11 protein-coding genes and 1 tRNA gene are annotated in these 14,228 nt (G+C 46.1%); 5 read left to right on the plus strand and 7 right to left on the minus strand.

Annotation, left to right across the window (positions count from 1 at the left end; genetic code table 11):
- Positions 1–41 precede the first annotated feature (41 nt).
- On the plus strand, positions 42–947 hold the full coding sequence (locus A3C46_01040) for a hypothetical protein (GenBank protein OGQ21838.1): 906 nt from the start codon (positions 42–44) through the stop codon (positions 945–947).
- A gap of 59 nt (positions 948–1,006) precedes the next feature.
- Complete coding sequence (locus A3C46_01045) at positions 1,007–1,906, plus strand: hypothetical protein (protein OGQ21839.1); 900 nt, start codon at positions 1,007–1,009, stop codon at positions 1,904–1,906.
- 3 nt (positions 1,907–1,909) lie between these two features.
- Here the strand turns inward: A3C46_01045 and A3C46_01050 are convergent, their stop codons facing one another.
- A complete protein-coding gene (locus A3C46_01050; GenBank protein OGQ21840.1) occupies positions 1,910–3,121 on the minus strand; it encodes a hypothetical protein in 1,212 nt (403 codons plus the stop codon).
- An 88-nt stretch (positions 3,122–3,209) separates the two neighbouring features.
- Between A3C46_01050 and A3C46_01055 the strand changes: the two genes are divergently transcribed.
- Complete coding sequence (locus A3C46_01055; protein ID OGQ21841.1) at positions 3,210–4,307, plus strand: hypothetical protein; 1,098 nt, start codon at positions 3,210–3,212, stop codon at positions 4,305–4,307.
- Between the two features lies 1 nt (position 4,308).
- Here A3C46_01055 and A3C46_01060 read toward each other — a convergent pair.
- From A3C46_01060 to A3C46_01085, 6 genes are all read right to left on the minus strand, one after another.
- A tRNA-Leu gene (locus A3C46_01060) sits at positions 4,309–4,392 on the minus strand.
- Positions 4,393–4,523: 131 nt separating this feature from the next.
- Positions 4,524–4,895 (minus strand): preprotein translocase subunit SecG, encoded by a 372-nt coding sequence (locus A3C46_01065; GenBank protein OGQ21842.1) that lies wholly within the window; start codon positions 4,893–4,895, stop codon positions 4,524–4,526.
- 10 nt (positions 4,896–4,905) lie between these two features.
- Entirely contained in the window at positions 4,906–5,664 is a 759-nt protein-coding gene (locus tag A3C46_01070; GenBank protein ID OGQ21843.1) for a triose-phosphate isomerase, read from the minus strand.
- Positions 5,661–6,842 (minus strand): phosphoglycerate kinase, encoded by a 1,182-nt coding sequence (locus tag A3C46_01075; protein ID OGQ21844.1) that lies wholly within the window; start codon positions 6,840–6,842, stop codon positions 5,661–5,663. Before A3C46_01075 ends, A3C46_01070 begins: the two co-directional genes overlap by 4 nt.
- A gap of 161 nt (positions 6,843–7,003) precedes the next feature.
- Positions 7,004–8,008 (minus strand): type I glyceraldehyde-3-phosphate dehydrogenase, encoded by a 1,005-nt coding sequence (locus tag A3C46_01080; GenBank protein ID OGQ21845.1) that lies wholly within the window; start codon positions 8,006–8,008, stop codon positions 7,004–7,006.
- Positions 8,009–8,057: 49 nt separating this feature from the next.
- On the minus strand, positions 8,058–10,442 hold the full coding sequence (locus A3C46_01085; protein ID OGQ21846.1) for a hypothetical protein: 2,385 nt from the start codon (positions 10,440–10,442) through the stop codon (positions 8,058–8,060).
- A 256-nt stretch (positions 10,443–10,698) separates the two neighbouring features.
- Between A3C46_01085 and A3C46_01090 the strand changes: the two genes are divergently transcribed.
- Positions 10,699–12,177: a tRNA uridine-5-carboxymethylaminomethyl(34) synthesis GTPase MnmE gene (locus A3C46_01090; protein ID OGQ21847.1), complete on the plus strand. Its 1,479-nt coding sequence runs from the start codon at positions 10,699–10,701 to the stop codon at positions 12,175–12,177.
- A gap of 164 nt (positions 12,178–12,341) precedes the next feature.
- Positions 12,342–14,228 carry a tRNA uridine-5-carboxymethylaminomethyl(34) synthesis enzyme MnmG gene (locus A3C46_01095; GenBank protein OGQ21848.1) on the plus strand — a complete coding sequence of 629 codons (1,887 nt, stop codon included), beginning with the start codon at positions 12,342–12,344 and terminating at the stop codon, positions 14,226–14,228.

The raw sequence follows: 14,228 nt of genomic DNA on the forward strand, positions 1-14,228 counted from the left end.
TTGTCTCACGCAGATTGACTTCAACGCAAGGAATTTTCCAAATGACAACAGCATATACCGTTTCAAAGAAAGAGAGCGGGAAGAGGCTCGATCAATGGGTCACGACGCACCTGAAAGTTTCACGCAAAGAGGCGAAGCGTTGGATAGACGCGGGCAATATTCGCATTCGAGGAAAGAAAACATTTATTGCGAGTTGGGAACTGCGTGAGGGAGATAAGATCGATATTGTTTCCTCAGAAAAGAGACGCAGTCTCCGGTATTTAAAGGTTTACTTTGAAGATCGTGATCTTCTGGTGGTGGAAAAACCTCCTGGCCTTCTTTCGGTTCCGGAAATAGGAGAAAAAGCAGAATCACTTCTGGATCATGTGCGAGGATATCTGAAACGAAAATATCGTGAGAGTAAAGGAGTGTATGTTGCTCCCCTTCATCGTTTAGATAGCGAGACCAGTGGTGTCATGGTCTTTGCCTGTTCAACAGTAGGAAAACAGCTTGAAGATCTCTTTCGCGAACATCGCATTGTCAGACGTTATGTGGCCGTAGTTGCAGGCCCAGTGGAAGAGGAAGCGGGAACGATTCATCGTCCACTTGAAAAAGGACATTTTAGCGGCGGCCGCAAAAGCAGAGTTTCGAAACAGGGAGAAAAAGCGGTCACCATGTTTCGAGTGCGGGAGCGTTACAGCAATGCCACGCTTTTAGATGTAGAACTTCAAACAGGTCGAACGCATCAGATTCGTGTCCATCTCGCTTCTATCGGACACCCAGTTCTCGGCGATAAAATCTACGGAGCTACGCTTCATGCATTAGAAAACCGGCGGCAGCCGGCGCGCCAGGCGCTGCACGCATCGCTTCTCGGCTTTCGCCATCCCGGCACCAAAAAGAAAGTAGAATTCCGCTCCCCTCTTCCCAAAGATATGAAAAAACTGATCGATCAACTTCGCGGAATTTAACGAATTTAACGAAGCAACCTTTTGTTTCTCGGATCGATAAGAATCTTGAGGAGGATTTTATGGCTGACGTTACAATGCGACAATGTGCAGAATTACATATACAGGTCTATGCAAAAGATCGTGAAGGATTGACGACTGAAGAATGTGCAATGGTGAGCAATCTCTGCTTCGATCAATTCTCGATGGCGGAAGTCAAAAGCCAATGTTCATTTGCGATTGACCTGACATACAGAAGAGGAGCGTTTGCAGACCATACGAGCCAAGGAGCAATTGTTCATTTGCTTACACATGATCACGAGTTTTGGATTTTTCGACACACCATGATCAAAGCGCAACATGCGTGGTTTTTAGACCCACAACATCCCGAACGAAGAGAGACCAATGAATATCTGGATTTTTTGAAACAAAATATCCCTTCCCCAGACATTTTGAATTATGCGCCAGCACTTTCCGTTGATCAGCAAACCGAACTCTGGATTTTTTATTTCCAGCAAGCAGAACAATTTAAAAAATTATCAGATCGTAGCCGCTATCGAACCGAACTCGTTGATGCGATTGCCCAAGACAAGCTTCGCGTTCACATGAACTCAACCGTTATTGAATTTCTCGTTAGCTGCGCTCCTATTGCAGGAGAACAAGTTGCTTTTATTCTTAAAAAAAATAGGGCAACGCTTCAAGTGCTTGAGAACGCATTTAGCGAATTTGAGGGTGCGATGAGAGACATTAAAGTCGCAGTTGAAGAAGATCAATCAGTAGAAGAATTTCGTGCTTTTTTGATAAAAAATTTTCTTCCTCCTTCCCTTCGGATGCTTATGTTACTAAAAGCGCTTTATGTTGTGGATGTTGAAAATGTCAAAATATATGAATCGAAAATAACGAAACTTATTGATGAACTGGATGAATTTATTCAACGCCGATTCGGAAAGACTCTTCAAAGAGAAAAATTTTTCATGCTTTGAACGTCAATGTTGTTGTAATCGATTCCACTGAAGTTTCACTTCAAATGTTTTCTCATCTTCAACACGAAATTTATTTTCTGGCCAGATGACGGTATCCCCACGCTTTGCATTATGAAATGCGACTGCCTTTTTCGAACGGTCGCGATCGAGTTGGGTAACGCGAGTCAGTTTTCCTTGCTCCCCACATAAAAGCAGTTCTGCCTTTCCTCTGGAAGGCATAGGAGAAGAGACGATCCTGTGGGTAGGGGCGTGCGGTGCATGCCCGGATAAGGGCGAACGCCGTTCGCCCCTACCTTGGTCCTGTTGAAAGATCATGTAGGCCATTTTGAGATAATCGTGTTTGTTGCCAATAAAGCGATCGATATCGCGAATGAGTGCCGGACACTTCCATTCAATATAGAAATGACACCAATCCCGTTTGTTCGCTTCCCGCATGGGACAGTTTTTTTGATGCAGGCAAGGCGCAAGAACCGTTGCATCGTGATGTTCTAAAAGCAGATCACGAAGTTCCATCAGATTTCGTGTTGTTTTCTGGAGAGCAGGATCAATGATAATGAAGCTGCCACGCAGATGAGAACTTATAAGCTGTTTACAAAATTGAGAGTGTTCTTCCACGACATTCCCCATTTCGTTGAGAATGTTTGCGGCAATAATGAGATCGAATTTTTTGTTCGCAGGAAGCGAGCGCGATATCCCACGAGTTCGCATCTCTTCTGAATGAAAAACAATGTTATGTTTTTCAGAACAGAGTCGGGAAAAAAGATGTTTCGCATCTTTTATCACTTCCTTGTTTTGCTCGACGGCATGAATCGTCAATCGGCACTTCGGATAATGTTCCGTGTAGTAATGAGCGCATGCAATTGAAGCCGTTGCAGGTCCAGCTCCAACATCGAGAATATCGACGTTTTCTGTCACCGGTAGCTTTTGTAAGTGATCGAGTTGTGTCAGCGTATGGATGACTTTGACGTAATTCGTGAGGAAAAAATAGAGGAGATAACTGGAGCGAAATTCTTTTTTATTTAAATAATTTTTTGAGAGTTCTCCTCTTTCAGAAGTGAATGCATATGAAAGAGCTTCAATTGAGGGTCCAAAAAAGTGAAGATCCTTGACGTTAAAGGCATTGTCCGCAGAGCGCTGAAACCGAGAGGGGAGATAAGTTTCCTTCACATAACGACTCAGTTCTTCTTCGAGATTTTGAGGAATCACATCAAACATGCAGGCTACGTCTCATGCAGCGTAGAAAAGAGCAAGCGAACGCAACTTTTTTTGAAAGAGGTCGATAAAACAGCGAGGAGACGCTTGCATGGTCGAGTCATCCAGACGAACCACCATCAAAGGAATCTGTTTTGAACATCAATGTGTTCCTCTTCTTCGCGGAGACGAGGCAGAAGAACAATTATATCGTTCGTGGGATCGGACGGGCGATGGTTATATTCATGTGAGCGCGCGTTCTCGAACAACCCTCATGAACTGGTCTGTGAACCGTTGTGTTGAACAAACCTTTCACGATGAGCTCGATCTCCCCTGGAATCTTGAAGTGGATCTCATGAAAGATGACACCCTTGAACTTGCACATCTGCGAACACTTTTTGGATATGCGACGTTCGTTGATAGTGTCAGCCATGTGCAGTTTCATGTGTATGCCATGCCCCGACCTGCTTCTCCCATCGTTCATCCAAAAAATGTGGTGGAGGATCTCCCTACTGTTCTGACTCATTTGCGAGAACATGCTCTTTTTCTTCAACCTGTAAATGGGCATGTGACTATTCTTTTCGCTGGCACGACTCCCACGATGGAAATGCAGAGCGCTTCTGCGTATGCAGGAGGTTGTTCTGATCACCCCGTTATTGTCATTGGTTATGATGACTCTCAGAATATCGCAACACGTCGTCATGAAATGTCTCATGCCTGGCGTCTTTTTTCCGAAGTTGGAATTTCTTCTTGGCTCGATGAAGGGCTTGCAGAGCGGGCAGAAGATGATCCTTCTCTTTCTCCCGAAGAGATGGTGAGGAACCTCCTTCCGGAAAAAATGGAAGGAATATGGAATAATCCTCAGATGGAAAATCTGGTGTGGAGCTCAAAAAATCCAGAAGAAGCGCAACTTCGATATCAGAGTTATCTGATTGCACATGCCTTTATTCTTTATGTTGACAGCCTCTACCCACGATGGAGACTGCGTTTTGAGAGGGAATTAATGAAAACAGGATCTGCCGAAGAAGCTTTTAAAAAAGCTGTCGGTTTATCGGCAGAAGATCTTCAGGAAGGTTTTTGGAGATGGATATATATTCAAAGACAAGAGCGAGAGCTCATGGCAGAGGCAACTCGAAAACTTGCGGGAACATTTGCGGGAAGTCATTTTCTTCGAAGTCCCCATCTGTGTCGAGAGGGACTTGAACCATAAATTGTGCCCAGGGGGGGACTCGAACCCCCACGGATTGCTCCATACGCCCCTCAAACGTACGTGTCTGCCATTCCACCACCTGGGCCTTGCCAACCATTTTTAAAAGTTCGTCTGCTGCGTTGACTTCGTCGGCGCTTCTTGCGGCGTACATTCAAGTACGCCTCAGTCGGCCTCCTCAGCCTGTCTTGCATCCAAACATTTAAAAACGGTTAGAAATTATTGAGGCTTTTCTTCTGATTTTTTAGGCGTTGCTGGAGTTGTCTCTGAAGATGTTTCTCCTGTAGTTTTTTCCTCTTCCGGTTGAATGACGCGTGTTTCCTCTGGAAGGACGACTTTGTCAAGTATTGACCGAGATCCTTTATCTTTCGTGATCTGAGCCAAAAAGACAGACGTCGCAAGAAAGAGAATGGCCACAATCGTGGTGAGTTTATTGAGAAAGGTGGTCGGCCCTCTACTGCCAAAAAGCGTTTGAGAAGCGCCCCCCCCGAAACTCGCTCCAATGCTGGCTCCTTTTCCGGATTGAAGCAGAATCACTCCAATAAGGAAGAAGCAGAGAAAAAAATGAACGATCAGTAAAAGTGTTTCCATGATGTATCCTTTAGGGAAGAGATCGAATAATATCCGCAAACTGTTTCGCGTCAAGAGATGCCCCACCAACAAGGGCGCCGTCAATATCCTTTTGAGCAAGAAGATCCCGACTATTGGTCGACTTGACACTTCCTCCATATAAGAGACGAAGACTCTCTGCGGTTCGAGTATCACCTTTGCGGGCGAACCAATCTCGAATCATCGCATGCACTTCCTGCGCCTGACCTGGAGTTGCATTTTTTCCGGTTCCAATAGCCCAGACCGGTTCATAGGCAATTGCCCCTGTTGCAATTTTCGAAAGAGGAATATCTACGATGGCCTCTTTCAGTTGACGTTCGATCACGTGCAGTGTCTCACCCCGTTCGCGTTCTTCGAGCGTCTCTCCCACACAAATGAGAGGAAGAAGGTCGGCTTTCAGAGCAGCTTGAATTTTTTTATGAACCGTTTGATTGGTTTCTCCAAAAAATTGTCGTCGTTCAGAGTGACCGATGATGACATACGAACAACCAACATCTTTTAAAAAAACACCCGAGACCTCTCCTGTGTAAGCCCCGCTCTCTTCCCAAAAAAGATTTTGTCCCGCGATCTTAAGGGTTGTTTCAGAAAGAGCGACACCTAAAGAATAGAGCGTGGTAAAGGGAGCGGCGATGATCACTTCGGTATCTCCGAAAGCTTTCATTTCATGCAGGAATGCAGCGACAAAAGAGAGCGATTCCGCAACGGTGTAATTCATTTTCCAATTACCAACAATGAGAGGGTTTTTCTTCATACTTCAAGCGCTCCAAGTCCTGGAAGCTTTTTCCCTTCGACAAACTCCAGACTTGCTCCTCCTCCTGTTGAAAGATGACTGATGCGCGATTCAACACCACTTTTTTTGATGGCAGCGATAGAGTCGCCACCTCCTACAATCGAAATGGCTCCAGATGCCGCCACTCCTTCTGCTAAACGAAGCGTTCCTTGAGAGAAAGGGTCGAACTCAAAAACGCCCATAGGTCCATTCCAAAAAATGGTTTTGGAACCTTTGAGAGCTTCCAAAAAAAGAGCGCGCGTTTTTGGGCCGATGTCCAGTGCCATCATTCCCTCTGGGATGTCAACGCCTTCGGTAATCGAAACAATCACGTTTTCAGAACACTCCTTTGCAATGACATGATCCACAGGCAAGAGAAAAGGAATTTGCCGTGTCGCAGCCCGTTCTAAAATTCGCTTTGCCGAATGCAATTTTGTTTCATCAAGCAGCGATGTCCCGGTGGAGTAGCCCTTGGCTTTTAAAAACGTATAGGCCATAGCTCCACCAATCAGAAAGTGATCTACTTTTCCAAAAAGATTTTCAATGACTCCCAATTTATCCGAAACTTTGGCGCCACCTAAAAGAGAAATGAAAGGTCGACGAGGATTTTTCAACATTTCCGTGAGATAGGTGATTTCACGTCGCATGAGAAACCCTGCCCCTTTTTCTGGAACGAGAGAAACCATGCCGACGGTTGATGCATGAGCGCGGTGTGCTGTGCCAAAGGCATCATTCATATAGACCTCGATCTGCTGCGCGAGTTCTGCTGCAAAGTGGGGATCGTTTGTCTCTTCGCCAGGGTGAAATCGTAAATTTTCCAGAAGAACGATTTGTCCCGGAGCCATTTCGCGAATGAGTTTTTTCGCAGCTTGTCCGACGCACGATTCCGGGAGAAGAACGTCCACGTCGCCTAACAATTCAGAAAGATGTTGGCCCACTGGTTTGAGCGAATACTCTGCGTTTGGTTTCCCCTTCGGTCTCCCTCGATGTGAGGCTAAGACAATGCGAGCCTTCTGTCCTAAAGCATAGCGAATCGTGGGAAGGGAAGCTTGGATACGTGAATCATCGGTCACCACATCGTTTTTTACTGGCACGTTAAAGTCGACACGGATAAAAACACGTTTTTCATGGATTGGAATTTCGTCGATATATTTGATCATAAATAATTTTTGGGACGCTTTATTTCAAAACGAAATATTTTCGATTACGGGTCCTGTCACTTCCGCCGTTCCACCTCCCCATCCATAAAGCGTGGGTGGGGCGCCCCTGGGATCCGGCGTCAGCGCCACCCGTTATCTCATCTGTTTTGAAATAAAGCGTCCTATAGTTGCTTCCCTATATGTTGTGCAAACTGGATCATGCGATTGCAAAATCCGATTTCGTTATCGTACCAAGAAATAACTTTGACCATATTGTCAATCACACGTGTTGAGAGAAGATCGACAATTGATGAATGGGAGTCGCCAATAAAATCTACAGAAACACACGGATCCTCAGAAACGGAAAGAATTCCTTTAAGCGGACCTGCTGCAGCGCGAATGAACGCTTGATTCACCTCTTCTGCACTTGCCTTTTGTTTCAACTCTGCGACGAGATCAACGCACGAAACATTGGCGGTTGGAACCCGAAAGGCCATACCATCGAGTTTTCCTTTCAGCGCCGGAAGGACAAGCCCCACAGCTTGAGCAGCACCTGTTGTCGTGGGAATCTGTGAAAGGGCTGCAGCTCGAGCACGGCGCAAATCTTTGTGCGGCGCATCCACCACGTTTTGATCATTCGTATACGAATGGATCGTGGTCATAAACCCACGTTCAATGCCAAAATGTTCATGAAGGACTTTCGCGAGTGGCGCGAGACAGTTTGTCGTGCAGCTTGCATTCGAAACCACATGTTGCGTTTGAGGATTGTAGGTTTCGTGATTCACGCCATACACAAAGGTCGGAACGCCGTCGTTTTTTCCCGGAGCAGAAATAATAACTTTTTTCGCACCTGCTTTCAGGTGTTTTTCAGCCCCTTCGAGACTTGTAAAATGTCCGGTACATTCCAGAATAATATCCGCTTCGATTTTTTTCCAGGGAAGGAGTGTGGGATCTTTCTCAGAAGTGATTGGAATTATTTTTCCATCAACGAGGATGCCACGCTCCGAAGCTTCGACACTCCCTTGAAAACGGCCATGAACTGAATCGTATTTCAGGAGATGGGCCATGATGTGAGGCTCTACCAGATCATTAATCCCCACACATTCGATCGCGGTATTTTTATGAAGGACACGTAAAATCAATCGTCCAATGCGCCCGAAACCATTAATCCCAATGCGAAGTGTCATGATTTCTCCTCCTTAAGCGCGCCGGAGTATACATTTTTGCCCTGGAGCGTCAATCTTTCCATAGTTTTGCGAGAATAGGGGCAAGCGAGATGAGAGCGGCGAAAAGACAGCAGAGAACTCCCACAGTGGCAACAACTCCGAGGGAGTTGAGTCCCCCATGATGCGCGAAGATGAGACCACTAAATCCGAGCGCTGTCGTGAGCGATGTCATGACAATGGAACTCCCGGTGGTCGTGAGCACGCGATGAAAATTTCGGTACCCCTCTTCTTGAAAACGATGAAACAGATGCACTCCATTATCGATCCCAATTCCGAGAACAACCGGAAGAGCAATAGTGTTGAAAAAATTAAGATGCTCTTTGAGAAGAACCATCAAGCCGAGCATCCACACGACACCCACGAAAAGAGGAAGGAGTGTGACAAAACATTTTTTGATATTTTGAAAATCGAGAAAGAGGAGAAGAACAATGGTGATGAGGGAGAGAATAATGGCAACTGGAGCATCGTGAATCATGACGCGAAGCACATCTGCAAAAATGATGGAACTCGAAATAGCATGAAAGGTTTTCCCTTCATCAGTATGAATGTTCCAAATTTCCTCGCGCAGTGCGATCGCCTTTTCTCCATCTTTTAAGTCAATTTCCGGGTCGATGAAAATATAGACCAATTGATTTTGTTCTTCTGTTTTTTTATCGAGGAAAACTTCTTGAATACTTTTTGGAATATCTTGAAGTGTAAAGGGAGTGGCGAGCGCAGACGCTTTGAGACCTGCATATTCTTCGCGCTTGTCATCTCCAATGGTTTTTTCAAGAAGGTCATTATCGAGAAGACGATGAATGCTGCGAAGAAGAGGAATTTTTTTTCGCTGATCGTTGGGAACTAAACTATAGAGACTGCGCGCATGAAAGACGAGACTCGTCTCTTTTTCTGCCATTTGGTTTACAGCTTTCTCGACCGCAAGCGCCTCTTCTTTTGAATGGACAAGAACAACAGAGGGACTTGCTTTGTGAGGATTAATTTTCCAGTAGAGCTGTTTGGTCTGAAGCAACTCTTCATTTTGCGCGCTTAAGGTCGAGAAATCATAATGAAAGCGAAGGAACAGAGCACTCGCTCCTAAAAGAAGGGTCGCGACGATGGTCACGCGAAAAAGAAATGGATCTGAAAGTCGTGTGAGAGCGGTAAGCTTCCAACTCGCGACATGAAAATTTTTACGACGCAAAAAAGGAATTTTTTCTTCGAGGATGAGCAAAAGAGGGAGCACCAGAAGAGAAGCTAAAAAAGCAACCATAATTCCAATGCCCGCGATGTTTCCAAATTCCGAAAAACCTTTAAAGTCGTTGATCATCAAGACTGCAAAGGCAACGGCAGTTGTCGTGCAGGCAGTAAAGCAAGAGCGTCCCGTGTAGAGGAGCATGGGGAGAAGAGCTTCCGTGACATTTTTTCCTTGATGGCGTTCTTCATTGTATCGAGAGTTAAGATGAATACCAAAATCGATTCCAAGACCAAAAAGAATGGAAAAAAGAAACGAAGTGATAATATTTAAATGCCCTACTGTTTTTGCGGCGATCGCAAAATTCCAAAGAATACCGCACGCAAGAGGAACACTTAAAAAAATGAGGGATCGAAACCCACGAAAATAAAAAGCAATCAAAAGTAAAATAGCAATACCCGAGATGGTTCCTGCGACACGCAAGTCTCGCATCAACGCATCATATTCCACCACATTGCCAATGACACCTCCCATGTAACTGATTTTTGCGGTGGGATCGTGACGCGCAAAATCAAAGGCGGAGATTTTATTTTTTATTTCAAACGTAAATCGTTTGAAAAAACCGACATCATAAGCTTCACTTTTGGGAGTGATCCCAAGTGCAAACACAGTCTCATTTTTATCCGTAAAATAGGGACTGGTGAGCTTCCCTCCCCCGATGGTCGTGTATTTTCCTTTTAAATCTTCAAAATCATCTGGTTTTTCTTCTTCGAGGGAAAAGAAAAGGCCCCCGAGTTTTTCGCGCTGAATGCGCCGATCGAGGCGATCCTGAAAGTCTTCAAGATCTTCATAGGAAGGATAAAAAAGTTTATGCTGATCAAAAAACTCATATCCTCTTTTTCGGTATTCCACTTCTTTCACTTCTGGATGCGTTTCCACAAACGCAGCAAATTTTGGAAGCGTCTCTTTTAGTTTTTGAGGATCTTGAGTTTCGATAATAAGTTGAATGGATTTCAGACTTCCAAAGTGGGACTGCATCTCTTCAAAGAGTTTCACGCTTTCATAATCTTCCGGGAGAAGAAGTTTAAAGTCAGTTTGGATTTGGCGAAAGAGGTGCATCGCCGATGGGAAAGAGTACCACGTCACTATTCCGATCAGCAGAAGAAGAGGAAGGTAATATCGTGTGATAAAAGCGATGTACTTTTGAACGATTTTTTTGAGCATGAAGCGTCGACCTATCGAGTTTATGAGATGGCGTCAACCCAACATCTATTGATGGCGCGAAAGAGACTCTCTCAAACATTTTCTGTTTGCGGGTCCTGCCGCCTGCGGCATTCCGGAGTCTTCGCGACTATGCGAAGACGTCCGAAATAGCACTCCGGCGTCACCCCCAAATAATTATCTGTTTTGGAGAGTCTCTTTTGGTACATTCAAATCGATACTTGAGTGTTGTGTTGATTAACGCTAGGAGCTGCGTCGTATGCGTATTTCCAATCGAGACACGATTGTGGCTCTTGCAACGCCGCCAGGACAGAGCGGACTGGGAGTCGTGCGCATCAGCGGACCTGAAAGCGCCTCTGTCCTTTCCCGTGTCTGGAAACCGAAGCGATCCAAAGAGCTTGAGCACCGTAAACTTTTCTTAGGCGAGATTATCGATATTTCTGGAGAAGCGCTCGATACGGCGACAGCCGTTTTTCTCCCCTCTCCGCATACCTATACAGGTGATGATGTCGTTGAAATCTCTTGTCATGGCAGTCCCCTTCTTCTCGAAAAACTAGTAACGCTTTGTACGCAAGCAGGAGCGCGACTGGCTGAGCCAGGAGAGTTTACACGTCGAGCGTTTCTGTCAGGTAAGATGGATTTGACGCAAGCTGAAGCGGTTGCGGATGTGATTCATGCCACAAGCGAAGCAGCGCTTCGTTCTGCCAAGGAACAACTTCAAGGACGTCTCTCACGAGAAGTGAAGACACTTCACGATGAACTTTTAAATCTTCGCGCCTTTGTCGAAGCCTGTATCGATTTTCCAGAAGAGGACATCGAGATGATCGAGCGCGAAGGAATCGCTGCGCGACTTTCCCCTCTTCTTCTTCGTCTTGAGCAATTTCTTTCCACTTTTCACCGCGGTCGTCTTCTTCGAGATGGAGTTTCTGTCGCGCTTATCGGAAAACCGAATGTGGGAAAATCGAGTTTGCTCAATCGCCTTGCAGGTTCTGAACGCGCGATTGTGCATGAAACACCAGGGACCACACGAGATGTCATCGAAGTGAGTATTAATCTCGGTGGCGCTCTCTTTCATCTTATCGATACTGCTGGGATACGCAGCGCACCAGATGCTGTGGAGCGTATGGGCATTGAACGATCGCGCGAAGCGCTTGAGCGAGCTGATATTATCATTGCGCTCTTTGATGCATCACAGGTTTTGACACCAGAAGATGAAGAAGTTCTCTCTCTCGTGAAAGAAAAACAGCACATTCTTTGTTTCAATAAATGTGATTTGTCGGAAGCCATTTCAAAACAGACAAATATTGGGGTGGCGCCGACGCCGGATCCCAGGGGCGCCCCACCCGCGGTTTATGGGTGGGGAGGTGGAACGGCGGAGGTGACAGGACCCCTATCGGCAAAAGTTTTGAAATGGCTTCCGAACGCAGAACCGATCTCTATTTCAGCTAAAACAGGGGAAGGGATCGAAGCATTATTTTCGAAACTTCAGATTCATACGCAGACATCGACAAACGATGCGAGCTCGGTGACGATTACGAATGTACGCCATAAAGAAGCGCTTGTTGAAGCATCGCAAGCTCTGAAAGAAGCCCAGAAAAGTCTGCAACGCCGTGAGTCGGCTGAGTTTTGCGCACATCATCTGAGAGCAGCGCAAGAGGCGCTTGGGCGCATCATTGGACTTGATGTTTCTGAAGAGCTATTGGATCGTATCTTTTCTGGATTTTGTATTGGTAAGTAACAGAACAAACTGATGAAGATTTTCTCGCAGGGGACCTTTGAGGGAGGCGCGTCAATGCAATCTAAAGAATCGCGCCGACTGAAACAGAGAACGCGAGGAGCATAACCGCAGCGGGCGTTCCCCGAGAGAAAATGTGAGTCAGTTTGCGTGAGAACAATTCAAATATGAACTACGATATCATTATCATTGGTGCAGGACATGCAGGGTGTGAAGCAGCGCTCGCTGCAAGTCGTATGAGTGCGTCGGTCGCGCTGATTACCGGAAATCTCTCTACGATTGCAAAGATGAGTTGTAATCCGGCGATCGGTGGTCTTGCAAAAGGTCATCTTGTTCGCGAGATCGATGCTCTCGGTGGCGAGATGGGGAAAAATGCAGATGCAACGGGGATTCAATTTCGACGTCTCAATATGAGCCGTGGTCCAGCCGTGCGTGGCACGCGCTGTCAGTCTGATTCAACTGCGTATGCCTTGCGGATGCAGAGCGTACTGACATCCCAACAAGGTCTCACTCTTGTTGAAGGGATGGCTGAGGAATTAATTGTAGAAGAAAATGAAATTGTAGGGGTTATGGTGTCATCCCTGCGAAAGCAGGGATCTCCTGACATTCATGAGATTCCCGCCTTCGCGGGAATGACAGCAGAACTTTTTGCAAAAGCGATTATCGTCACCACTGGCACCTTTCTCGGTGGTCAGATGCATTTTGGGGAGAAGAAAGTGGATGGTGGCCGCGTGCATGATTTTGCGGCGATTGGCCTCTCTGCGTCGCTCCGAAATTTCGGTTTTGAAATGGGGAGAATGAAAACGGGAACGTGTCCGCGTCTTGATGCTTCCACAATCGATTTTTCTGTTTGCGAAGCGCAGCCCGGCGACACGCCACAACCGCAGTTTTCGTTTGAGCACATTGAAAATAATCTGCGTCAGGTAGAATGTTTCATTACGCATACGACAGAAGCAACGCATCAGATTATTCGCGAGAATCTTCATCGCTCTCCGATGTATTCAGGACAGATCACTGGAGTCGGTCCGCGCTATTGTCCCTCCGTCGAAGATAAAATCGTAAGGTTTGCGGATAGAGAACAGCACCAACTTTTCTTAGAGCCCGAAAGTCTTTCCACAAACCGTGTCTATGTAAACGGTCTCTCCACATCACTTCCGGTCGATGTGCAAGAAGCCATTTTGAAAACGATTCCAGGTCTTGAGAAGGCAACTATTTTGCAGCCGGGGTATGCGGTCGAATATGACATGGTTTACCCGACCCAACTCAAACCGACGCTTGAAACAAAATCACTTCGTGGTCTTTTTTTGGCGGGACAAATTAATGGAACAAGCGGTTATGAAGAAGCTGCTGCGCAAGGCATTGTGGCCGGTATCAATGCGGTCTGTTTCTTGCGTGACGAAGCGCCCGTCGTCATTCGCCGCGATCAAGGATATATCGGTGTTCTTCTCGATGATCTCACGACCAAAGGTTCCATGGAACCTTATCGCATGTTTACCTCTCGCGCGGAATATCGTCTCCTGCTTCGCGAAGATAATGCTGATCTCCGTTTGACGCCGCTTGGAAAATCGTTGGGACTTATTTCTGATGATCGTTGGAATAAGTTTTGTGAAAAGAAAAAAGAAATTGAGTCGCTCGTTGCGTATTGTAAGAAGACACGCACAAAAGAAGGAGTAACACTTGCTGATTTGTTGAAACGACCAGAAATGAGTTTCAGCACGTCATCCCTGCGAAAGCAGGGATCTTCTGATATTCATGAGATTCCCGCTTTCGCGGGAATGACAACAATTCCAGCCGAAATTGCAGAACAAATCGAAATCCAAATCAAGTATGAAGGATACATTCAAGCCCAGGATTTGCGCGCACGAAAAATGCGGGAACTCGAGGACTGCGTCCTTCCGGCAAGTATCGATTATGCGGCACTTTCCGGTCTCTCTGCAGAAGTCGTCGAAAAACTTTCGCGTTTTCGTCCTGCAACGCTTGGTCAAGCCTCGCGTATCTCCGGTATTACTCCTGCCGCGATTTCGATTTTGATGGTTTTACTTGCCAGAAGATAA

This window comes from Deltaproteobacteria bacterium RIFCSPHIGHO2_02_FULL_44_16, from assembly GCA_001798185.1.
Taxonomy (GTDB): Bacteria; UBA10199; UBA10199; order 2-02-FULL-44-16; family 2-02-FULL-44-16; genus 2-02-FULL-44-16.